This window comes from Halococcus dombrowskii (assembly GCF_022870485.1).
Taxonomy (GTDB): domain Archaea; phylum Halobacteriota; class Halobacteria; order Halobacteriales; family Halococcaceae; genus Halococcus; species Halococcus morrhuae.
This window is the reverse complement of sequence record NZ_CP095005.1, coordinates 2,713,981-2,735,451: the sequence shown is the minus strand read 5'-3', so window position 1 is coordinate 2,735,451 and position 21,471 is coordinate 2,713,981. Positions and strand designations below refer to the sequence as shown.

Sequence of the window (21,471 nt, the reverse complement as noted above, 5' to 3'; positions counted from 1 at the left end):
GCAAATGAGCGACGAGACAGTTGCAGTGGAATCCGAAACGGTATGGCCTGCCGATTCCGACGACGTCGAGGAAGCGATCGTGTCGAGCTGGTTCGTCCGTGAAGGGACGACAGTAACAGAAGGTGACCCCATCGCCGAGATCCAGATCGAGAAAGTGAGTCTCGATGTCCCGGCACCGGCGACCGGTGAGGTACGCGAGCTATTGGTCGACGAACAGGGTGAATTCGAACGAGGGGATACACTGGCCTGGATCTCCACGGACCAGTGAACATCTGACGCCAATAGGGCACACAACAGATGCCGAAACCAGGGCAAACGTCAGTCGCGCTCGCTGTGAGGAGACACTGGCAGTAACGAGGGAATCCGGTGACGGCAGCCGGAATCGACGATTCATGAGCATGCCTATCAGTGTCCTGAGAACGGTGTGGCTTAGAGCGCGCTTTCGAGCATATCCGCGACCTCGCGAGCCCTCTCGGCGAGCGCCTCGGACACGTGACCGTCCGCGACGGCAGCATCGAGCTCGGCATCGTCCACCCGTTCGATCCGGCCGTCGGCGTGTTTCACGACGTCGACGTGGAGATCGATATACCGAGCGGCGTCGGGAAAGATTTCGACCGGCGTGCAGATGTTGACGTACGTGCCCCGCCGCTCCCCGTCCGCATCTCGATAGACCGTTGGATACCACCACTTCCCCTCGGTCAACTTCGTGGTGGCGGTGTCGCCGGCGCGGCGTTCGATGTCCAACGCATCGTAGGTTCCGCCGGGCGTCATCTCCCGTCGGATCGTGATACTCGACTCGTCACGATCGATCACGCTGCCTTCACCCAGCGTGATTCGGCTGCCATCCGGCTTGCCGTGGATGATCCTCACACCATCGTTTTCGGCTGGCCCGAACTGTCGGACGACAGTCGTGAACGGGAATTCGGACTGCAGCGCTCCGTCCGAATCACAGACGGCCTCCACGAAATCGACGGCAGCACTCGCGTCCGTACTGCCGGCCTTGATACGGTGGTGGCCAGCCATCGTCGGACAGACGGTACGGCGAATCTCGTCGAGCCGAAAGCGTGACGCGCGGCCGAACCAGAGCCACGCCGTCGCGGGGTCGTCCCAGAGGACGCCGGATTCGGCCTTCGTTTCGGCTGCAGCGGAGAGCGCCGTATCGATTGCCGTGGCTCGGTCGCTCGCGGTTGCGAGTGCGTCCGACAGCGTGGCGAACTCTGCCTGCTCGCTCGCGTCCGTCCAGCGTGCCCGCCATCCGTCGGGTGGGTCGTTCGGGAGCAGCTCAGTCACGTCGGTCGCCATGCCCGGCCCTGTCGACGTCTTCACGGAGCCATCGCGCACGAGCCGAACCAGACCACCGCCCACTTCGACGTTCGTATCGAGCACCGGGCGGTCGTCGCTCCACGGTGGGACCGGATCGCTGACCTGCACCCTGAGCCGATCGCCGTCGTCGACTCGCTGCTCCGTGTTCGAGTAGGGAAGAAAACCCGAGCCAGTGCTACAGTCCACGACGGCACCGCTCCCGAGCGTTTCCGTGACCTCCCCGGCGAACACCGCTTCACGCGGCAGCTCCCCAGTCCAACTGAACGTATCCGTTTCGAGATCGGCGAGATGGCTAACGGCAGTATCGACAGCTCCGGACCCGCCGTGGATGCCGATGCCCTGTCGATCATCGGTCGTCTCGATCGCGATATCGGACTCCGCGACGGCGAACTCTCCCTCGAAACGCTCGCGGATGGGTTGGGATGCCTGGACCACTGCATGGTCGGCTTCCCGAAAGAGCCGCGTCAGTGCAGTCGCGTAGATGCCACGGATCCGGACTTTCATAGCGCGGCGTGCTCGACAGTGCTCTGGCGAGAGGATGGCTCGCGGCACTTGCTCTCGGAAATTTCGGATGTTTCGTATTCGAGTGCGTCTAGGAAGGAGCGACTCCCATCCTCGACGACCGTTCTATGGATGTGTGCGAACGCCATTGATGGAACATCGAACTCGGAGCGAAGTTGAGAGTTTGCCGATTCGTTTGTGCTCTTGTGAGCAGTCGCCGATGGGAAATCGCCCACCGATCCCGTTGAGGATGGCCTCGTCGCTACGGCCACCTCACCGTACCCAAAACGTCGCCGTTGGTCCTAGACTGGCAACATGAATTCATTCGCTTTCACCCGGAGGACGCTTGACGATGGCCGCCAGCATCCACTTACGCATATAGATTAAAAGTAAATAAATTGGTAAAAAGAGATTTGTACCCTCCTCCGGACTACGGTATGGTATGCATCGACGAACCGTTCTGACCGCGCTCGGGTCCACGGGTGTTGTGGCGCTTGCCGGAACACCACTAACAAGCGCCCAATCGTCCGCGACTTCCGAGACGATCCGACCGCTGGTGTTCGATTCGACGGCCAGCCTGCTTGACGCGACTGGAGCGCCGCTCACCGACGATTCGCTGGTCGCGGTTCGGGCCGAACCCACCGCGTACAACAGCGACGAGGACGGAAACGGTGATGCCGTTTCCTACCCCGATGAAACGCCGATTCCGCTGGTAGCAAGCGACGACGGGGCGGTGGGTATCGGTGCTCCCATCGGTCAGGACGATAGCGACTTCAACTACGGCAACGAGGAATTTCTGCTCAATATCCTCGATGCCGAAGCCGGTGGTCCGGCTGTCGTTTTCGATGAGGGTCATGGCCAGTTCTACGATACTGATTCGTTCTCGGCATTCATCGGCTATGCCGAGAACAACGGCTACGAGATCACTGCAACCACCGACATCACCGGCAGTCTCGCAGAAACCGACGCGGCAATCATCACCTCGCCTGCGGACGCTTTCTCGACGGCCGAACGCGACGCGCTTGCGGGATTCGTCGAAAGCGGCGGGGCGTTACTGCTGTTCGATCAGTCGGATTTCAGCAACCACGACGCCACTAGCAATCTCAACGCGATCGCCGAAGCCATCGGAGTGAAATTTCGGTTCAACGACGATCAAGTGTACGACCCGGAAAACAATCTCTATGCGGACTTCGTCCCGGTGACGTCGGCGTTCAACACGGCGTTCGACTATTTCGCGGATCGCGACGGACTGGGTCTCGAACTCGATCCTCAGAAGACATATACCGTCGAGGTGGTCAAGGTCACTGACGGCGATACTGTGGATGTCCGGTTCGAGGGTGGGCAGGAAGTGGCCATCCGAGTGCTCGGTATCGACACGCCGGAAACGGGTAGTGCGACCGATACTGAGCGTGCCGAAGAATGGGAAGGCATCGGATCCTACGATTATCTCGAAAAAGCGGGCAACGCGGCCACCGAATTCGCCAGCACTGAACTCTCGCCCGGGGACAGTGTGGATCTCAGTTTCGATACAAACGAGCCGGTTCGCGACGAATTCGGACGTCTCCTCGGCTATCTCACCTATGATGCCGACGGTTCGGGGACTCGCGAGACGCTGTACAACCGTCACGTGATCGAAGCGGGCCACGCCCGCGTGTACGACTCCGGACTGGCTCGCCACGATGATTTCCTCGCCACTGAACTCGACGCTCGTGAAGATGGTCGAAACGTATGGGATGAGAGTGACCCTGGAGACTCCGAGCCGATTCGCAACGATCCCGTCGAGGAACTGTTCGTCCCGCGGGCAGCTATCGTCGAGAGCACACGTGGCGATCTCGACGAACGCGTCCCTGTTCGAGCCGAAGACACCGCCGCAACGCCGAACGCATCGCTTGTTGCAGTCGATGACGATGCCGGCGTCACATTGGTCGGTTCGCCGCTCGTTGACGAAACGTACGAGACTGCCGAGGGCTATCCGGTCGACACGAGCGGATACGGCAACTACGTGTTCCTGACGCAGTTGCTCTCGCGAACCGCAGCCATCGGTGCCGAAGGGCCGCCGTCACACGCCGGTCCTCCCGATCACGCCGGCCCTCCCGACCACGCCGGGCCGCCGGGCAACGGTAATCGTGGTGGTCCACCACCTCATGCCGGACCACCCGATCATGCAGGACCACCGGAGCGCGATGAGCCCGAGGAGTATGGTGACGCACCGATCCTCATCGATGGTGGACATGGCCAGTTCGACGCAAGCTACGCGCTCTCGGCGGAGGATGCTGCCTACTACCAGCGCTATCTCGAAGGGGTCGGGATCGCCTTCGAGGGTATCAACGAACCCGGGTCGGACGTCGGCACAGAGCTGCTCGATGAGGCTCGAGCATTGTTGATCACTGCACCTTCTGAGGCCTATACCGACGCCGAACTCGCTGCCGTACGTACGTTCCGTGAGAACGGCGGTGCCGTCGTTCTGTTGGGTGGTGCCGTCCCCGAAACCGCACGGGCGAACCTGAACGCGATCGCCGATGCTCTCGGCTCGGACCTCCGTCTCGGTGAGGCAGTAACCGACGAAACGAACAACGTGAACGACGACCCATCGATTTTAGTCACATCGAACTTCACCGAGCGGTTCATGCTGTTCGACACGTACACAGGTGAGACGGAGTACGAAAACGAGTGACGTGCCCTTGGATGGATTCTCGGCTGTTCGTGGACGGCATGGACTCCACGAGGGATCGCCTTCACTGTCGCTCGATGAGACCAGTGACACTCTATGTGTTAGAGATCATCCGCGGCTGATGACACGGATGTGGTGCTTACCGACGGCGATCCTCTGTGACGATCACTTCTGGATAGAGCGTGTTTCGTCTTGGCAAACCATTGCGACTAAACGAATGTCGCTCCGATGGGGCGTATGTTGATGACACCGGGGCCCACCGCGGTCCCAGAACCCGTCCGTGACGCGATGAGCCACGAACTGATCAACCCCGACGTCGAGTCGGAGTTCGACGAACTCTACGATCGAGTCTGCGAGAAGCTGTCCGACGTCTACGGGACGGACGATCAGGTGATCGTCACCGGTGGCGAAGGCATTCTCGGACTGGAGTCGGCTGTCGCGTGTCTCGTCGACGAGGACACGGACGTACTCTGCCTCTCGAACGGGCTCTACGGCGATGGGTTCGCCGATTTCGTCGAGAGCTACGGGGGCAACGCGACGGTCGTCGGCACCGACTACGACACGGAACTCGCGCTGTCGGAGCTTGATGACGAACTCGCTGCGGGCGACTACGATGTTGCCACACTCGTCCACTGTGAAACGCCAACAGGCGTGCTCAACGACATCGAACCCGTACTGGAGCGCCTCCACGACCACGGGGCCGTGACGATCCTCGACGCCGTCTCATCACTGGGCGGGGTGCCCGTGCCGACCGAGAACGTCGATGTCTGCCTCGGTGCCTCACAGAAGTGCTTCAGTGCGCCACCGGGACTGGCGACCGCGAGCGTGAGCGAACGTGCCTGGGAGCGCATGGAAGCGATCGATCCGGAGAGCCTGTACACCAACTTCCTTCCGTGGCGAGATACCAGCGCAGAGTTCCCCTATACCCATCTCTCGACGAACGTCGTCGCGCTCGACGTTGCCCTCGATCGAATCCTGGACGAGGGTCTCGACACGGTGTACGAACGTCACCGTTCGGCAGCGAGTCGCTGTCGCGAGCGTGGCTCCGATATCGGGCTCGAACTGTTCGCCGGTCCGGAGCGGTCCTCACCGACCGTGTCGGCGTTCCACGTTCCCGGCCGGGCAGCCGACCTCCAGGCGGCGCTTGACGAGCAGTACGACATCACTCTGGCAACCGGACTCGGACCGCTCGCCGACGACGTCATCCGTGTCGGGCATATGGGCCACCAAGCCGATACCGAACTGGTCGAACGGACGATGGACGCACTGGCTGAAACCGTTTGACGACCTCTCGCCGCCTAGTTGGGGCGAATGCGAACAGTAGCGTGGATTTCCTCCGCTTCCTGAGCTATCCGATAGAGAGAGAGAAAGAAGGCATGGTGTTGCAGCTATCTGTCGCCTGATCTACTACTCTCCGGAACACATCGCTTGAGAGATCCGCTACGGGATTCCGCGTGGAAGTCAGTACGTTTTACCAGCCCACGGGGCTACCGGACACGGTGAAGCGAGTCTGGGACTATCGAGTGACACTCGTCGCCCTCTGTACGCTGGCGTTTTTCGCGACGATGGTCGCACGATTGGTCATCAGTCCGGTCGTCCCCGAAATCGTCGAGACGTTCGGCTCGTCGACCGGCGTTCTCGGACTTGCTCTGACCGGTCTCTGGATGGCGTACGCCTTCGCACAGTTCCCCAGCGGCGTGCTCGCCGACCGATACGGCGAGCGAATCATCATCCTCGTGGCAGTTGGGCTGACCACGGTTGCGAGCGCTCTGCTTGCGCTCTCGCCGTCGATGCCGGTCTTTCTCGTTCTGACGTTGATCCTGGGTGGCGTTGCAGGACTGCATTACAGCGTTGCGACGACGCTACTGACTCGCGAACTGAACAACATCGGCACCGCGATCGGTCTGCACAACTCCGGGGCACCCTTGGCCGGATTGCTCGCGCCGATCGCGGCGGCCGCCGTCAGCCAGCGGTTCGGCTGGCGAGCAGCGATCGCGCTCGGAGCCGTGGCTGCGTTGCCCGTGTTCGTCCTCTTTCGATGGAAGGTACGTCCAACGGAACCGGCACGCCCCGAGCAGCCGATGGGGGATCGATTCGCGCTCAAACCGGTCGTGGAACTGCTCTCCCGGCGGAAGATCGCGTTCACTGCTGTGCTGGCGTTTCTGTTCGAATTCGTCTGGCAGGCGACGGCATCCTTTCTTCCGACGTTTCTGATCGCCTATCACGGCTACTCGGTGACGTTCGCCAGCACGCTGTTCTCGGCGTATTTCGTCATCCAGGGGCTGACACAGCCCGGTGTGGGATCGCTGTCGGATCGATATGGTCGCGAGGAGACGGCGGGACTCTGTGCAGTGCTCGGGATCGGCGGGTTCACGCTGCTTCTCGTCGGATCGCGATTGGCTGTTCTGCTCGTCGGCATCGTTCTCGTCGGCGTCTCGATGGGCTGGGGCGCAGCACTTCTCCCACGCTTTGTGGACAATCTCTCGAACGAAGAACGCGGCGCTGGGTTCGGTCTCGTCCGGACGACGTATATGATGCTGAGCGCGACCGGCAGCGTCGTCGTGGGCACGATCGCGGAGACTGCAGGCTGGGGGATCGCGTTCGGCACTTTCGTCGTGTTTCTCTCGGTGATCTGTCTGTCGCTCGTCGGCAACCGAGTGCTCGATCTCGGTTTCTGAAACGACGATCCAGACACGACGATCGATACCGAGAACCCTGCCGTGTAGTGGACTAACCGATCTGGGCTTCCATCGACGCCTGGAGCGCGCTACCGAATTCCAGAAACGCCACCAACGGGGGTTTGCTGGTGGCGGAATCCGTCACCAGAACGGTGCTAGGGCGCGCGACGGCGTGGGGACGTGTTCCGAGACGATCCACACTGTCCGGTCCGGTTCAAGATCAGCGTGTACTGTTCGGTCCGGAAATCCTGATCGTCGCCGTAGGTGATCGTCCACGGATCGACGCCGGTCTTCAGGAGGTCCAACAGCGACGTCTGGGTCCGTGGCTGTGGCCACATCGGGGGTTGCGGGCCGAACTCGGCTGCCACAGTGTAGTTGTACTGTCCGGTGAGCAGACTCCGAACGTGTTCAGCCCGTTTCGGTGTCGGTGATCTGGGCGGCAGTCCGCGTCTGTACCCATCGGTGGCCGAGTTCTGACTCCCCGATTCCGCCCGGATCGGACTCGCGGTACCGAGGTGGACGAGATCCCAGTAGGTGAGCTGGATGAACTCCGGGCACCGGGTCGAGAGGTTGTTCATCCATTGGACGCGCGTCGGTGGGTCGGAACCCGCCGTCATCCGCGCTTTGCGATAGCTGCTGATCTGCATATCGCGGGGGAACGTCGCATCCCTGAACCGTGACCGATACACCTCCATCGTCGCGTTGTCGGGCGCGTTCGCGTTCAGCCATTCCCCCGCTTCGTCACGCGGTGTGGTGGCGTAGTGAAGGTCGCCGACGCCGGCATACGCGCTGCTCGTCACGAACAGCACTGCGACGAGCGCCCACATGATGCGCTGGCTGTGACCGCGAAGCCGCGAGAGTGCGGCTGCGAGCAAGAGTGCGAGCAGCGGAAACGTGAGGAGGAGGTGATGCAGCCGAACGTAGCCCCAGCGGGAGTACACGAGGAGATACATCCCGAGCCCGACGAGCAACAGTACTGTCGCGTCCGCCTCGATCGAACGCTCGCGCAGGCGAGTGATTGCCGCCGCTATACCACCGAGCGCGCCGACGAACAACGGAATTCCGAGGCCGTTGAGATAGCCGCGCACCAGCCACCACCAGCTCGGCGCGACCGGTGCAGCCACACCGACCGATCGCGAACCGCCGCCGGAAACCCGCTCGATGAGCACCTCGGGACCGGCAGCGAGTACCTCGGGAAATCCGACGACGATCGCCCCTGCGCCGCATGCGACCGCCATGACGAGAAGCCCTGGTTGCAAGAGTGCGTCGCGCGGGTTCACGCCCGGCCTCCGCGCTCGGAGGACGTACGCGAGGCCAAGGAGTATCACGCTCGTTCCGGCAGTGAGTTTGAACGCGATGGCGATCCCTCCCGCTATACAGCCGGCAAGAAAGACTGCCCTGTCGCCCGTCTCGATGTATCGGAGCGCGAGATAGAGCACCAGCAGGAGGAAAAACAACGCCGGGATGTCCTCGCTCACCTCGTGGGCCATGATGAGAAAACCCCACGTCAGCGAGAGCAACACGGCTGCCAGCCGTCCGGTCGTCCGATCGCGCATCGCCCTTCCGAGACGGTAGGTAAGGTAGACACAGCCGACCGCAAGCACGACGGTGAGCAGTCGCGCAAAAAGCAGACTCCATGTCCAGATCCATTCGGGGGTACCGGTACGAAATTGCCAGAGACCGGCCGTTCGAAGCTGCGGATTGAACTCGACGAACGCGTCGAGCTGTCCCGTCGCGAGCGCGACGATCGCGACCGGGAGCACGGCGAGCAGATTCACGTAGAGCGTCGCCCCAGCAGGCTGCTGTGCCAGGATCGCCGGCCGAATCGCACCGAGTCCGGGATCGTCGACGACGGTGCCGATCGCCGCGAGCGCGTCGATCAGCCGCCAGCGCTCGTCGATCGTCGCGAACTCGGGAATCCCGTGCCAGAACCAGAATCCGGCGAGGACCGTCGCCAAGAGGAGCACGTAGCGAAGATACGGGTCGGTCGTGAGATCGTCGCCGACCCGCTTTTTCGCGCGACCCAGCAGTCCACTGCCGATTCCTCGCATTGACTCGGCTTATGAGCAACCCGTATTAAAAGAAGGTCATCCTGTCACGGCGACAGCTGGCAACTCGATCGCTCTGCACACCGATCGGCAGCCCTCAATCGGATGGACCGTTGTCGTCGTGGGTCGTTGTGGCTGCAAGGAACCGCCGCTCCTATTAGCTCGCTCACCGTGTCGCCGGCAATGAAAGGCGTACTTCTCGCCGGAGGCAAGGGCACCCGCCTCCGCCCGATCACGCATACCGGCCCGAAACAGCTGGTGCCGGTGGCGAACAAGCCCGTCATCCAGTACGCCATCGAAGACCTCAAAGCGGCTGGCATCACCGATATCGGCGTCGTCCTCGGGAACAAGGGACGCGAGGCGATCCGGAACTACCTCGGTGACGGTGCCGACTTCGGGGTCGATATCACGTATATCGTGCAGGGCGACCCGCTCGGGCTCGCCCATGCGGTCGGCTGTGCGCGCGAGTTCGTCGCTGGCGACGATTTCGTCGTCTATCTCGGCGACAACATGCTCAAACAGGGCATCTCCGCTCTCGTCGAGAGCTTTGAGCGCGGCCAGTACGATGCGGGTATCGCCCTCCAGTCGGTCGCGGAGCCGGAACAGTTCGGCGTTGCCGACGTCGATGGGAACGGCGACGTCACGCGACTCGTCGAAAAGCCCGACGAACCGCCGAGCGATCTCGCACTCATCGGTGTGTACGTGTTCTCGCCGGTCGTCTTCGACGCCATCGAACGACTCGAACCGTCGTGGCGTGACGAGTACGAAATCACCGAGGCCATCGGAACGCTGCTCGACGAGGGCCGTGCGATCGACTCGCTCGTCATCGAGGGCTGGTGGAAGGATACCGGTAAGCCGGCCGACGTGCTCGAAGCGAACCGGTTGGTCCTCGACGATCGGCGGGACGAGACGCCGCCGATCGATATCGAGAGCGACGCGGAGACCACCGGCTATCTCGACGTTCACGACGCGGCGACCATCGAAGAGGGGGCAGTCGTTCGTGGCCCGGTGTCCATCGGCGCGGACACGACGATCGAGGCCGGTGCCTACGTCGGGCCGTACACCTCGATCGGTCCGAACTCGACCCTTCGGAACGTCCATATCGAAAACAGCGTGATCGTGGGCGACTCGTCCATCGCGACCGATGGCAAGATCGTCGACAGTCTCATCGGCCGTGGCACGTCGATCGGCAGTGCCGACGGATTGCTTCCCGAGGGTCGCCGGTTGGTCGTCGGCGAGAACTCGAATCTCGATCTCTGAGACCGCGTTCCGTCACGCTCGCGGCCCGTCTCGCATCGAATCACCGATATCGCACGGAGCGCTGGGGGTCATAGCGCATCGGCTATCGAGTCGAGATCGCCGGCGAGCGCTGGCTGGTCACGGTCGAGTGCGTGTTCGACCGTCCCAACGTCGAGACAGGTGTGTAGCGGTCGCGTTGCGGCACGGTCAACGGCCGACTGTGACCCTTCGGCCAGCAGTTCCGCTGGCACGTCCATGGAGCGTGACGCAGCGAGTCGCTCCCTGATTCGCTCGCCGAATTCGTACGGCGTGATACACGATCGACTGGCGATATGAACCGTCCCCGTGACGTCTGCTGCAAGGAGATCGATCAGCGTTGCGGCCGCCTGCCCGGCCCTGCTCGGCGTCACGGTCTGGTCCGTGAACAGCGGGATCGACTCCGCTTTGCGGAGACGGTCGCCGACCCACGCCGGAAAGCCGGTGAGTGTGCCCGTAGCGCCGTGGGTTCCGTAGACGAACGAAAGCCGGGCGAGGAGGGCTCCGTCGTGGGCCTTCCTGACGGTCCGCTCGCCGGTGAGTTTCGACTCGCCATACACCTGTTGTGGATTCGTCGGTGCGGACTCGGCGTATCTCCGTTCGGCATCCCCGTCGAACACGTAATCGGTCGAAACGTGACAGAACGCGAGCTCTCGGTCGGCACAGACACGCGCCAGTTCACCGGGTGCTGCCCCGTTGATGGCGTGGGCGTGCTCCGGATTCTCTTCACAGCCGTCCACATCGGTCATGGCTGCACAGTTGAGAACGGCATCGAACTCGTTCGCATCGAGTATCGTGGTGAACCGATCGGTATCCCGGACATCCAACTCGTGAAGCGGGATGTCGAACGTGGGCTCGGTCGAGTGATACGTTCCGGTACACTCCCAATCGCGTGCAAGCGCTTTCGCGATCACATTGCTCCCGAGAAGTCCGTTCGCCCCAACGACGAGCAGCTGCATACGCGGTACAGCCGATGAAAACCTAAATACATACTGTCACCGACGTGCCTCCATGAGCGTACTCGTCACCGGTGGTGCAGGGTTCATCGGCTCGAATTTCGTTCGCCATCTCCTCGATGCAACGAACCGATCGGTCATCACTCTCGATGCGCTCACGTATGCCGGTTCGATGCGTCATCTCGATGCCGTCCTCGACCATCCGCGCCACGATTTCGTCGACGGCGATATTCGGGATCGGTCGCTGGTTGCGGAGCTCTTCGAAGAGGTCGATAGCGTCGTGAACTTCGCCGCCGAATCACACGTCGACCGCTCGATCGACTCGGCCGAACCGTTCGTTGCGACGAACGTTCAGGGAACCCGGACGCTTCTCGACGCCGCACGGGACGCCGATATCGACCGATTCGTCCAGATATCGACCGACGAGGTCTACGGCGAGATACGCGACGGGACGTTCACCGAGACGGACCCACTCGACCCGCGAAATCCCTACGCCGCCACGAAGGCGGGTGCGGATCTGCTCGCGTTGAGCTACCACTCCACGTATGACCTGCCGGTGCTCGTCACCCGTTCGTCGAACAATTTCGGGCCACACCAGCACTCGGAGAAACTCATCCCCAAACTCATCGACCGCGCGGCACGCGAGGAGTCGCTCCCGATCTATGGCGACGGGTCGAACGTTCGCGAGTGGACCTACGTCCAGGACAACTGTCGCGCGATCCGGACGGTGCTCGACGAGGGAACGACCGGTGAGATATACAACGTCGGCAGCGGTGACGAACGGACGAACCTCGACGTCGCTCGGACGGTGCTCGATGCCGTGGGAGCACCCGAAACCCTCATCGAGTTCGTCGAGGATCGCCCCGGTCACGACGAGCGGTACGCACTCGATGCGAGCAAGATGGCGGCGCTCGGCTGGGAACCCGAGTGGTCGTTCGAGGAGGGTCTCGAACGAACGGTCGAACACATTGTCGGACGGAACTGATCGGAATCCGCGAGGTGACACGTCGCTCGTTGCAGCGGCGTTTCGCGATCCGGTCTTCACATACTCCCGTCCGACAGTATACTACGAGTCGCCCATCGAGACGACCCGTCTATCCCTGCAGCGTCTCGTCCCAATCGTACGGGATTTCGTCGGTATCGGGCGGTAGCCGCTCCTCGTCGGGGTCGTCGTAGTCGTAGAGGTTCGTCGGGAAGTTGATCAGAAACGCGGGTTCGTCCCCGATCGTCTTGAACCCGTGCCAGCAATCGCCGGGGATGCGGACGACTCGCTGGTTGTGTTCACCGATGACGAACGTGTCGAGCTCTCCCTGCGTCGGTGACGGTTCACGATCGTCGTAGATGGCGACCTTGATGCGTCCCGTCGGACAGACGAAGTGGTCTATCTGGCCCCGCTCGTGGCGGTGCCACGCGCGGACGACGCCCGGATAGCTCATCGAGTAGTAACTCATCGCCGGATCGGGGTCGTACAGCTCCCAGTCCTCGCGGAAGATCTCGACGAGATGGCCGCGCTCGTCCGCGTTGACCTGCAGATCGCGCGCTGCAACTCCCTCTATCATGACTGTCCACACGTCCAATGCTGTGCGTATAAATACTCCGGAGCGATGTCGATGGACATCGATGGGCGTCGGACAGGTAGTTTCAGTACCTCACAAAGCGGGTTAGGTGAACGGGCTGCTTGGTGGATTGATGGAGGCCAACCAAGCAGCCAGTGAACTCACAGAGGACCAGGTGCTTAACTTTCTCGTCAACACGCTCAACGAGGAGATCGATATCGGACTCGGCGAGAACGCCGATATCGACTCCAAGGACATCTGGGACGTCCTCGTCGGCGCAACAGCCGACGAGGACTCGGTCAGTCACCTCTGTGAGATTTCAGAGGACTCACCCCACGGCAATACGATTCTCCATCACCTCCGGACGAAGTTCGAGCTCGCAGAGCTCGAACGAGTCGGCAAGACGCTCATCCAACAGGATACCCTCGAACTCCTTCCGGATCGGCCGGTGGAGGTCGTCGCCGACCTCCACCTCCGTCCGTACTACGGCGAGGAGTACGACTCCAAGGAAGAACTCTACGAGTCACTCGCCAAAGCTGGAACGACCACGTTCCACGGCTATGCCACACTCTACGCCCGCGTACGCAACAAACGCTACACGCTGGCGGTGCGCCGTCTCACCGACGGCGACACCGCCAGCTCGATCCTCGCGGAACTGCTCGGCGTGCTCAACGGCCTTAACCTTGAAGTCAAGGCCGTCTACCTCGATCGGGAATTCTACGATACGTACTGTCTGACGCTGCTCGCTGCCCACAACTACGCTTTCGTCATGCCGATCGTGAAGTGGGGCGAGAAGATTCAGACCGAACTGAGTGAAGGCTGGAGCCGCGTGATCGACCACGACCTCCGAGGGGAAATCGACGGTCACACGTGGACCGTCGATTTCCCGGTCTACATCGACTGTACGTACCAACAAGGAAAGTACGACGAGGAAGGTGTGGCGCGTCACGGCTACGCCGTTGACGCGCCGTTCATCGACACACCGCGTCAGGCTCGGAAGTACTACAGCCGACGCTTCGGGATCGAATCGACCTACCGGTTGTCCGAACGAAGTATTGCGATGACGACGACACAGAATCCGGCGGTGAGGTTTCTGTACGTGCTGATCAGCTACCTCCTCCAGAATGCGTGGCGGTATCTCCACTGGGAGTACGTGGCGTCGCCGCGCCGAGGCGCGCGACGCCTCTGGCCGTGGCGATTCGATGAATTCCTCGGAATGGTGCGGAGAGCAGCGGAGACGGCGCTCGCGGTGCGTCGCGCCGTCCCCGCAAACAAGCCACCGGACGACCGCTTCGAGCGGTAATCCACCGACCGGGAACGCCTACTCAGCGAGTGGCAACACCGTTGCGTCGGCGGCGTTCCGCCGCCGACTGCGACAGGTTTGATGCTCTCGGTGTCGAACAACCCTCCTCAGCAGTTACTCGGCACCGATTTCTCCACCGAATTCACACTCAGAAGCAGTCAACCGACGAGCTTTGTGAGGTACTGAGTTTATTCTCCTTGCCCGTTCGCGATAGGTGTATGCCGGACGAAGGCCTGCTTCGCCGCTCGCTTCGCCGGAGTGGGGTTCTCGATTGGGTTCGAACGGCGATCGACCGATACAACCGGCTCTACCGATCCGCACCGTACGACCCCCCAACCGACCACCACGAGTTTCGTGCGGTACGACGCCATTCGCGGGAACCGACCGACATCAGTGACCACCTCGAACGACTGTTCGTCGAGGCGATGCAGGTCTCTCCCGACACCATCGTCGAATGCGGCGTCCGTAGCGGTGAATCGACGTTCGTCTTCGAGCGCGTTGCACGCCTCACTGACGCCGACGTGGTGAGCGTCGACATCGAGGAAACGTCCTACACCACCGACTACGACGACTGGCAGTTCGTCAACGCCGATGATATCGATTTCGCCGCGGAGTTCGAGGGCTGGTGTGACGAGACCGACGTCGATCCCGCCATCGACGTCCTGTTCGTGGACACGAGCCATCGCTACGAGCACACGCTCGCCGAGATCGAGGCGTGGTTTCCCCATCTCAGCGAGAACGCAGTCGTCCTCTTTCACGACACCAATATGCAGCGGCTCTATCGGCGAAACGACCGGACGAGAGGGTTGAGTCCGATCGCGGACCGGGGCGTCATCCGAGCGATCGAGGACCACTTCGACTGCGACCTCGACGAAACCGAATCGTTCGTCACTGTCCTGGATGACTTTGTCTTCGAGCAGTATCCACAGTGTAGTGGCCTCGCAGTCCTCCGAAAACTCGGTTCGACGGCGGCTCCGTGAACCTGCCTCGGGGTCAAGCCCCGAGGCTTCCTGCTTCGGCGTCGGAACTTCCATCGTCCAGCCGAGGACGACAGAGCGGTTCCGGACTCTACGGGCGTTGTCCCTTGCTGGGAGATTCGGACCGTCCCGGCCCTATCTTGCTGGATGGGCGTTCTGGAACGCGCCACACCGAACGCCGGGGGTTTGTTCAACCTCCCGTACTTACGTTCTGGCGGGCCACGTGGCCCATCACGTCCGAACAAAGGTCCAGACAAATAATAAAGCTTACTGTAGCTTCAACCGTGAACTAGCCAGTTTACCGTAAGTTATACCGTAAACTGGCCCGTAGATCGTTCATGCCTCCAGAGGGCTACACGACAATCACGGTTAGTGACAGATTAGCTGCCAAACTCACTCGGATCATGGTGCGTCATGATTGCTCCAGCTACGCTGAAGCAATCAAGTATGCTGCCGATACAACACTTATTCAAGAAGATGAAATCACTATACGAGAGCTTGTTCAACTCCTCGCCGAACGTGTGGACGAGGTAGACGAAAGCGTTTTACAGTAAAATTTACGGTAAGCCCTCAAATCGAGGGTTGAAGCTACACTTACGCGATTCACCCTCGCGGTCAAGCCGCGAGGCACTCTCGCTGTATTTCCTGTAGACCGACTTCCGTCCGATTTTCGAGAGCGAAATCGGTGGTTGGATTGTTTCCATCTAGAAAGAACCATCACGGGAGCTCGGCTTGGCAAGATCGTTTGACTCAGCGAACTGTGGCTAAAATCCCCAGAGACTCTGTATTCGTTTCACCATAGCTGGATCTACGAACTAACATCCAATAAAAACCATATTGATCGTTTGCTGGAGTATATATTTTGGCAGCTGGAACAAACGAAATCGCGAAAGAAGTCCATGAGAACTCACGCACCAGTTCATGTAGTTGCTCCCGTCGTTCCGCTCGCGGGAGCGACGGGGCAACCCTGTCGTTGATTTCGAGCAACGTTTCCACGAGGTACGCTTCTTTGGCGTGATCGAGGCGGACGCTCAGTCCGCCTCGTTCGTCCCAAAAAGCTACATTTGCCCGTTCAGCGAACGTTACCAGCGTCCACGCGAGGAACACTAACTGGACGTAGCGCTCGATTGCCTGTTTTCGCTCTAGCTGGTACTGCTTGAAGCCAAACTTCGCGTTCGATTCCTCGTGGACCGTCTCAATGTTCCACCTGTGTTCGACGCGTTCGAGGATCTCGGCCGCTGACCGGCCGAGATCCGTACTCAAGTAGTGCCGAATCGTGTCCTCGGTCTGGCTTGCGACGACCTTTACTGGACCAACGCCTTCGATTTCGACGACCTCGCTCGCGACGTCGTAGGTTTTCTCCTTCCCACGAACGGTGATCGTTGTCGATTCATACTCCAGCGTCGACGCGAAGGCGTCGACGCGTTGGGTCCAGACGACACCCTGTGGCGAGACGTGTTTGTCGGATTTCAGCCGACAGACGACATCATGGCCCTGATTTTGGATCGTAGCGACTCTTTCGTCACCGTAGTACGCGGCGTCGAAAACAACTGTGAGAGCCGCTCCAGCCGGCAGCTGGAGCGGCGTCACGATCTCTTCGACGGCGATCTCGGTCTTTTTCTTGAACGGTTCGTCGAAATCCGGTGCGAGATCCTCTGGAACGTACATCCGCGCGAGATACGGAACGTAGACGTCGCCGATCTGGAGGCAAGACGTGACGATCTTGTTGCCTAGTTCGGTCTCAGCAGCGACGGGATTGTACAACCGGGCGACGCCATCGGTGGCGTCGCCGGTTTTCGGAGCGAACGTATCGTCGATGTGAAGGAGTACGTCGTCACCAGCACCGACCTGAAGTTGGTCAAAGACGTACTCAGCGTGGAGCTGAGCGAGATCGGTGGCCGACCAGTCGGCACCACCGAAGAAGTAGTCGTAGGCTCTGCGGGATTTCGCGTCCGCGTCGGGACGCGAAATCCCTCGGGAGAGTCCACTCACGGTCCACTGCGTTTCACTGTGAATCAGCGCACTCACGAGGTGCTTGAACGAATCGACGTTGCGGCTGTCGGAGAATGCTGACTCAAACGTCGAGAAAGCTTGTTCGAACCACGGCGGAAGATGAGTAACACCGAGCACGGGACGAAGACATCAGGACTACACCGGCAACCGCCGTTCGGTCTCATGACCTACTGCTCGCTGACCAGTCAGCGAGCGTAATGTAGAGTTGCCAAGCCGAGCACGGGAGGCGGTAGTGATGTTCGTATGGCTCTCAGATCGTATCTAACCGGTGCAAGCCGACTCTACCGTCGCGACGGGTTCGATTCGGTCTTTCACCGCGGTCTCGAAAAGGTCGAGCGGGACGTGGGCAATGCACTCCCCGCCATCGGCGATACCCTCTGTCGAGCGCTGTCCGTCCGAGAGCTGCGTGGCTACCAATCGTCCGAGGACGATCTCACCGATATCATCGACACGGCGTACGATTATCGGGGCTACGGTGCGTATCGATCCATCGAGCCGATGCAGATCCGTGCGGAGCTCCGGGACTTCGTCGAAGCGGTCGCTGCAAGCGATCCCGAGACGGTGTGTGAAATCGGCACCGCCCGCGGCGGGAGCTACTACGTTTGGGCGCAGTATCTCGCTGCCTCGAACTACCTCAGCATCGACCTTCCCGGCGGCCGTTTCGGCGGCGGACACTCGCTCAGACGCGCCGAGTTCCTTCGTGACGTCTGTGATCGTCCGGGTCTCGACCAGGCGTTTCTCCGCGGCGATTCCCACTCGCCGGCGACCGCTCGCCACGTCGAGGAGATCCTCGACGGTGATGCCATCGACTTCCTGTTTATCGACGGGGATCACACCTACGACGGTGTCAAAGACGACTTCGAGCGGTATTCACCGTTCGTCGCCGACGGCGGGCTCATCGCGTTCCACGATATCGTCACTATCGACCACGACCCCGACTGCGAGGTCGACCGATTCTGGCACGAACTCCGTGAGGAGTACGAGACGACCGAGATCGTTGCCGATCCACGGCAGGATCGCGGCGGCGTCGGTCTCGTTCACTGGTGACGAGTCCATCGCTGTCGACGATGCCGATCACGATACGGACGTCGCATCGACGAACGCGTCGGCCGAACGGGGGTAGGCAGTGCAGTAGATCACCAGCGGATTGAGAACGATACTGCTGGCTGCAATGACGATTGGCAGCAGTGAATCGGTGTTTTTCCGATGCACGACGACGCGTGCCCGGATCATCTTCGCCAAGGTGACGAAATTTCGAACGCTCGGGGCGTACATATCGTCGTTGTCCGGGTGGATCGACTGTGTGTCCAGTATCGCTCGCATCGGGACGCCGGCATCGGCAAGCCGCAACGACAGATCGACGTCCTCGACGCGCAGCGGCATCGCCGGATCGAACACCTGCCTCGAAAGCACGTCCCGATATATCCCTCGGGGAACGATCACGCCATCACCGGGAACGTAGTTCACCTCGGCAACCCCGGACAGCGAATCGACGCGATACGGGAGCGTAAACCGATACTGCGAGAGGAGGCGTACGCACGTCCGTTCCGACGACACGCGGTAGTTGCGCCGAGCCGTCGTCCATACCGCGTCCGGCGTAACTCGCTCGGAAAGCGTCCGCAAGTATCCGTCGGGAAACAGCGTATCGTGATTGTAACAGCAGATATACTGCCCATCGCTTTCGCGGATGCCTCGGTTGATACCCCGGCTGAAGCCACGATTTTGCTCGTTTTCGACTATCCGTACCGAATCGTCCTCCGAGTGGGCGTTCCGAAGCAACTGCAGCGTGTCGTCCTGGCTGTTGTTGTCCACGACGACGATCTCGTAGTCGGTAAACGACTGTTGCTCGACCGATTCGAGCGTCCGGAGGATCGCCTCTCCCGCGTTCCACGTGAGAAATACGAGCGAGAACAGCGGTCGCGAGTCCGTCTCCATCACTGGTTTGCTGGTCGGCAGCGCATTGGTGAAACGGTCATGGATCGTGGTTTCGTTCCATCGACGTTGCTATCAGACTGACGACCGACTCGTCTCGATCACGTTCGGCTATCGGATCCACGTGGTGAAGATGGTGCGAGCGAGGCCGAGTGCGTAGCCGAGTTTCGGCTTTTTCGTCGTTCCGGTTTCACGCTGTGCAATGGAGACCGGGATCTCTCGGATCCGCAGCCCGTTTTTGCGGGCTTCGATGATCAGTTCGGGCGCACTGAACCGCTCTTCGGTGAGTGTGAGGTCACCGAGCTTTGCCCCGCGGATCGCGCGAAACCCGTTCGTACAGTCAGAGATGTTCGACTTGGTGATCACGTTGATCACTTTCGTGAACAGTCGGATTCCCGCTCGGCGGGCGACACCGTTCCCTGATTCGTCAACGCCCGCATACCGTGATCCGACCACGTAATCCGCTTCATCAGCGGCGATCGGCGCGACGAGCGCGTCGAGCTGTTCGATCGGATGTTGGCCATCGGCGTCGATCGTGACGACGATGTTCGCACCGCGTTGCTGGGCGAGTTCGAAGCCCGTCTTGAGTGCGCCGCCCTGTCCCTGATTGAGCGGATGCTCGACGGCAGTCGCCGCGGTCGTCGCAACCCGATCGACCGTTCCATCGGTCGATCCATCGGAGACGACGAGCGTTTCGACCGCGTAGTCGTGGACCGATTCCGGCAGTGAACTGACGACGTTTCGGATGCTTTCGGCCTCGTTGTAGGCGGGAATCACCACACAGACCGTTCGTTCCGTGCTGGTGTCGCTACTGGCTGTCTCGGTGGCTCGCTCCACTGCGAGATCCCGCGTGAGTTCGGTGATCGACAGTTGATTGCTCCGCACCTGTGCCAACAGATACAGGACGAGCAGCACCAGCGCGCTGTTGGCGAGCAACGACACGATGAGCGACCGGCGTTCGACGTGAAACGCCGCCGCGAGGGCACTGTACACGGCTGGAAACGCCCCGGCGGCGAACACGCCGAGCGAGAGCGCGATCGCGATCAGGAACTCCTGCCGCGAGAACGTGGTTCGGTAGCGCTCGAACCCCCAGAGGAAAATCACGACGGCGAGGCCGATGAGGAACGCGGTGAGCGTACCACTGTCGAGACCGAAGGCTTGCAACACGGGTCCGTTTGCAGTCTGCAGGCCTGCTTCCCACACCGGCATTGTTGCCTGTTCGGTCTCTCGACGACATGACTATTAGCGCTTGTGGCTGCAGTCCCGTTCTGCCCGGTGGTGGCTGCTGGCCAGACCCGCTGTCGACACTGACAAAGCACATGAGTTATGCCGACCGCTAAACCAGTATCGACTGATCGATGACTGACTCGCCGGCCGTTCTCTCGGTCGATCTCGAATTCTTCACCCATCTTCCAGCCTACCGGAACGCACGCGGGCGGACCGAGCGAGACGATATCGGTCTCGCTGCCGTCGACGATCTCATTGCCGTCTTCGACGACTACGACGTATCGACGACGTTCTTCGTGGTTAGCGACATCGCCGAGCGCCATCCCGACTGTGTCGAACGGGTCGCCGCTGCCGGTCACGAGATTGCCTCTCACACTCACCGCCATCGCCATCTCACGACGCTGGACGAGCACGAGCGTCGCGAGGAAATCGATCGCTCTCGAACGCTCCTCGAAGACGTGACGGGAACGTCGGTCACGGGATTTCGCGCGCCGTCGTTCGACACTGCTGGGGATCACTTCTCGATGCTCGCGGCAGCCGGCTACGAGTACGACTCCAGCATCGTTCCGTGTCGATCGATTCCGGGCTGGTACGGCGGCGAACACGATATCGACAGCCCCGTGCCGGCGACGCAGGTGCAGTCGGCTGCTCCCGCCACGATCACCGAACTGCCGGTGAGTACCTTCCCCGGGATACGGCTCCCACTCACGGGTACCTGGCTTCGATTTTTCGGCCCCCGGTATACGACCGTCGGCATGCGACTGCTCGCCCGTCGTGGGATCTGTCCGGTGCTCTACGTCCATCCGTGGGAGTTCGCCGACCTTCCGGACGTGGCAGGCGTTCCGAACCGGGTGTACTGGCACACCGGCAGCTGGATGCGCCGCTCACTGCTCAGGATACTCGACGGTCCGTTCGAGTTCATCACCGCACGGTCGGCCGTCGAGAGCGCGACCGAGAGCGACGGCCCGGCCAGCAGTACCACCAGCGACACTGCCGTTGGAGGACAGTAGC

The 21,471-nt window shown here is 61.1% G+C and carries 17 protein-coding genes; 10 read left to right on the top strand and 7 right to left on the bottom strand.

Annotation, left to right across the window (positions count from 1 at the left end; translation table 11 throughout):
• Positions 1 to 4: 4 nt before the first annotated feature.
• Complete coding sequence (locus MUK72_RS14150) at positions 5 to 268, top strand: lipoyl domain-containing protein (RefSeq protein WP_244702313.1); 264 nt, start codon at positions 5 to 7, stop codon at positions 266 to 268.
• Between the two features lie 161 nt (positions 269 to 429).
• Here the strand turns inward: MUK72_RS14150 and MUK72_RS14145 are convergent, their stop codons facing one another.
• The gene (locus MUK72_RS14145) at positions 430 to 1,827 is read right to left on the bottom strand and encodes a ribonuclease FAU-1 family protein (protein ID WP_244702310.1); all 1,398 of its coding nucleotides are present in this window, start codon (positions 1,825 to 1,827) and stop codon (positions 430 to 432) included.
• A 439-nt stretch (positions 1,828 to 2,266) separates the two neighbouring features.
• Here MUK72_RS14145 and MUK72_RS14140 point away from each other — a divergent pair, with 439 nt between their 5' ends.
• The 3 genes from MUK72_RS14140 (at position 2,267) to MUK72_RS14130 (ending at position 7,173) form a co-directional block, all read left to right on the top strand.
• Entirely contained in the window at positions 2,267 to 4,498 is a 2,232-nt protein-coding gene (locus tag MUK72_RS14140) for a thermonuclease family protein (RefSeq protein ID WP_244702308.1), read from the top strand.
• 234 nt (positions 4,499 to 4,732) lie between these two features.
• A complete protein-coding gene (locus MUK72_RS14135) occupies positions 4,733 to 5,779 on the top strand; it encodes a pyridoxal-phosphate-dependent aminotransferase family protein (RefSeq protein WP_004053697.1) in 1,047 nt (348 codons plus the stop codon).
• A gap of 239 nt (positions 5,780 to 6,018) precedes the next feature.
• Positions 6,019 to 7,173 (top strand): MFS transporter, encoded by a 1,155-nt coding sequence (locus tag MUK72_RS14130; RefSeq protein WP_244705347.1) that lies wholly within the window; start codon positions 6,019 to 6,021, stop codon positions 7,171 to 7,173.
• Between the two features lie 155 nt (positions 7,174 to 7,328).
• On the opposite strand, the gene MUK72_RS14125 is transcribed toward MUK72_RS14130, so the two are convergent.
• On the bottom strand, positions 7,329 to 9,224 hold the full coding sequence (locus MUK72_RS14125) for an ArnT family glycosyltransferase (protein ID WP_004053710.1): 1,896 nt from the start codon (positions 9,222 to 9,224) through the stop codon (positions 7,329 to 7,331).
• A 180-nt stretch (positions 9,225 to 9,404) separates the two neighbouring features.
• Between MUK72_RS14125 and MUK72_RS14120 the strand changes: the two genes are divergently transcribed.
• On the top strand, positions 9,405 to 10,481 hold the full coding sequence (locus MUK72_RS14120; protein ID WP_244702305.1) for a glucose-1-phosphate thymidylyltransferase: 1,077 nt from the start codon (positions 9,405 to 9,407) through the stop codon (positions 10,479 to 10,481).
• Positions 10,482 to 10,549: 68 nt separating this feature from the next.
• Here MUK72_RS14120 and MUK72_RS14115 read toward each other — a convergent pair whose 3' ends face one another.
• Entirely contained in the window at positions 10,550 to 11,455 is a 906-nt protein-coding gene (locus MUK72_RS14115; protein ID WP_244702303.1) for an SDR family oxidoreductase, read from the bottom strand.
• A gap of 52 nt (positions 11,456 to 11,507) precedes the next feature.
• Between MUK72_RS14115 and rfbB the strand changes: the two genes are divergently transcribed.
• Positions 11,508 to 12,437, top strand: a complete 930-nt coding sequence (rfbB, locus tag MUK72_RS14110; protein ID WP_244702301.1) for a dTDP-glucose 4,6-dehydratase — start codon at positions 11,508 to 11,510, stop codon at positions 12,435 to 12,437.
• 109 nt (positions 12,438 to 12,546) lie between these two features.
• Here the strand turns inward: rfbB and MUK72_RS14105 are convergent, their stop codons facing one another.
• Positions 12,547 to 13,011 (bottom strand): dTDP-4-dehydrorhamnose 3,5-epimerase family protein, encoded by a 465-nt coding sequence (locus MUK72_RS14105; protein ID WP_244702299.1) that lies wholly within the window; start codon positions 13,009 to 13,011, stop codon positions 12,547 to 12,549.
• A 130-nt stretch (positions 13,012 to 13,141) separates the two neighbouring features.
• Between MUK72_RS14105 and MUK72_RS14100 the strand changes: the two genes are divergently transcribed.
• Positions 13,142 to 14,311: an ISH3 family transposase gene (locus MUK72_RS14100; protein ID WP_244698896.1), complete on the top strand. Its 1,170-nt coding sequence runs from the start codon at positions 13,142 to 13,144 to the stop codon at positions 14,309 to 14,311.
• Positions 14,312 to 14,529: 218 nt separating this feature from the next.
• A complete protein-coding gene (locus MUK72_RS14095) occupies positions 14,530 to 15,291 on the top strand; it encodes a class I SAM-dependent methyltransferase (RefSeq protein ID WP_244702297.1) in 762 nt (253 codons plus the stop codon).
• A gap of 747 nt (positions 15,292 to 16,038) precedes the next feature.
• On the opposite strand, the gene MUK72_RS14090 is transcribed toward MUK72_RS14095, so the two are convergent.
• Entirely contained in the window at positions 16,039 to 17,418 is a 1,380-nt protein-coding gene (locus MUK72_RS14090) for an IS701 family transposase (RefSeq protein ID WP_280518326.1), read from the bottom strand.
• A gap of 126 nt (positions 17,419 to 17,544) precedes the next feature.
• Between MUK72_RS14090 and MUK72_RS14085 the strand changes: the two genes are divergently transcribed.
• Positions 17,545 to 18,348 carry a class I SAM-dependent methyltransferase gene (locus tag MUK72_RS14085; protein WP_244702292.1) on the top strand — a complete coding sequence of 268 codons (804 nt, stop codon included), beginning with the start codon at positions 17,545 to 17,547 and terminating at the stop codon, positions 18,346 to 18,348.
• A gap of 27 nt (positions 18,349 to 18,375) precedes the next feature.
• Here the strand turns inward: MUK72_RS14085 and MUK72_RS14080 are convergent, their stop codons facing one another.
• Entirely contained in the window at positions 18,376 to 19,236 is an 861-nt protein-coding gene (locus tag MUK72_RS14080; RefSeq protein ID WP_244702290.1) for a glycosyltransferase family 2 protein, read from the bottom strand.
• Positions 19,237 to 19,344: 108 nt separating this feature from the next.
• The gene (locus MUK72_RS14075) at positions 19,345 to 20,442 is read right to left on the bottom strand and encodes a DUF2304 family protein (protein ID WP_244702288.1); all 1,098 of its coding nucleotides are present in this window, start codon (positions 20,440 to 20,442) and stop codon (positions 19,345 to 19,347) included.
• Positions 20,443 to 20,591: 149 nt separating this feature from the next.
• Here MUK72_RS14075 and MUK72_RS14070 point away from each other — a divergent pair, with 149 nt between their 5' ends.
• Positions 20,592 to 21,470 carry a polysaccharide deacetylase family protein gene (locus MUK72_RS14070; RefSeq protein WP_244702285.1) on the top strand — a complete coding sequence of 293 codons (879 nt, stop codon included), beginning with the start codon at positions 20,592 to 20,594 and terminating at the stop codon, positions 21,468 to 21,470.
• Position 21,471: the final 1 nt, after the last annotated feature.

What these genes read in the sequence shown, in the direction of transcription:
- MUK72_RS14150 (WP_244702313.1), top strand. Translation starts at nt 5, where the DNA reads ATGAGCGACGAGACAGTTGCAGTGGAATCCGAAACGGTATGGCCTGCC.
- MUK72_RS14115 (WP_244702303.1), bottom strand. Translation starts at nt 11,455, where the DNA reads ATGCAGCTGCTCGTCGTTGGGGCGAACGGACTTCTCGGGAGCAATGTG.
- MUK72_RS14140 (WP_244702308.1), top strand. Translation starts at nt 2,267, where the DNA reads ATGCATCGACGAACCGTTCTGACCGCGCTCGGGTCCACGGGTGTTGTG.
- MUK72_RS14070 (WP_244702285.1), top strand. Translation starts at nt 20,592, where the DNA reads ATGACTGACTCGCCGGCCGTTCTCTCGGTCGATCTCGAATTCTTCACC.
- MUK72_RS14135 (WP_004053697.1), top strand. Translation starts at nt 4,733, where the DNA reads ATGTTGATGACACCGGGGCCCACCGCGGTCCCAGAACCCGTCCGTGAC.
- MUK72_RS14080 (WP_244702290.1), bottom strand. Translation starts at nt 19,236, where the DNA reads ATGGAGACGGACTCGCGACCGCTGTTCTCGCTCGTATTTCTCACGTGG.
- MUK72_RS14120 (WP_244702305.1), top strand. Translation starts at nt 9,405, where the DNA reads ATGAAAGGCGTACTTCTCGCCGGAGGCAAGGGCACCCGCCTCCGCCCG.
- MUK72_RS14145 (WP_244702310.1), bottom strand. Translation starts at nt 1,827, where the DNA reads ATGAAAGTCCGGATCCGTGGCATCTACGCGACTGCACTGACGCGGCTC.
- rfbB (WP_244702301.1), top strand. Translation starts at nt 11,508, where the DNA reads ATGAGCGTACTCGTCACCGGTGGTGCAGGGTTCATCGGCTCGAATTTC.
- MUK72_RS14095 (WP_244702297.1), top strand. Translation starts at nt 14,530, where the DNA reads ATGCCGGACGAAGGCCTGCTTCGCCGCTCGCTTCGCCGGAGTGGGGTT.
- MUK72_RS14075 (WP_244702288.1), bottom strand. Translation starts at nt 20,442, where the DNA reads ATGCCGGTGTGGGAAGCAGGCCTGCAGACTGCAAACGGACCCGTGTTG.
- MUK72_RS14085 (WP_244702292.1), top strand. Translation starts at nt 17,545, where the DNA reads ATGGCTCTCAGATCGTATCTAACCGGTGCAAGCCGACTCTACCGTCGC.
- MUK72_RS14125 (WP_004053710.1), bottom strand. Translation starts at nt 9,224, where the DNA reads ATGCGAGGAATCGGCAGTGGACTGCTGGGTCGCGCGAAAAAGCGGGTC.
- MUK72_RS14105 (WP_244702299.1), bottom strand. Translation starts at nt 13,011, where the DNA reads ATGATAGAGGGAGTTGCAGCGCGCGATCTGCAGGTCAACGCGGACGAG.
- MUK72_RS14100 (WP_244698896.1), top strand. Translation starts at nt 13,142, where the DNA reads ATGGAGGCCAACCAAGCAGCCAGTGAACTCACAGAGGACCAGGTGCTT.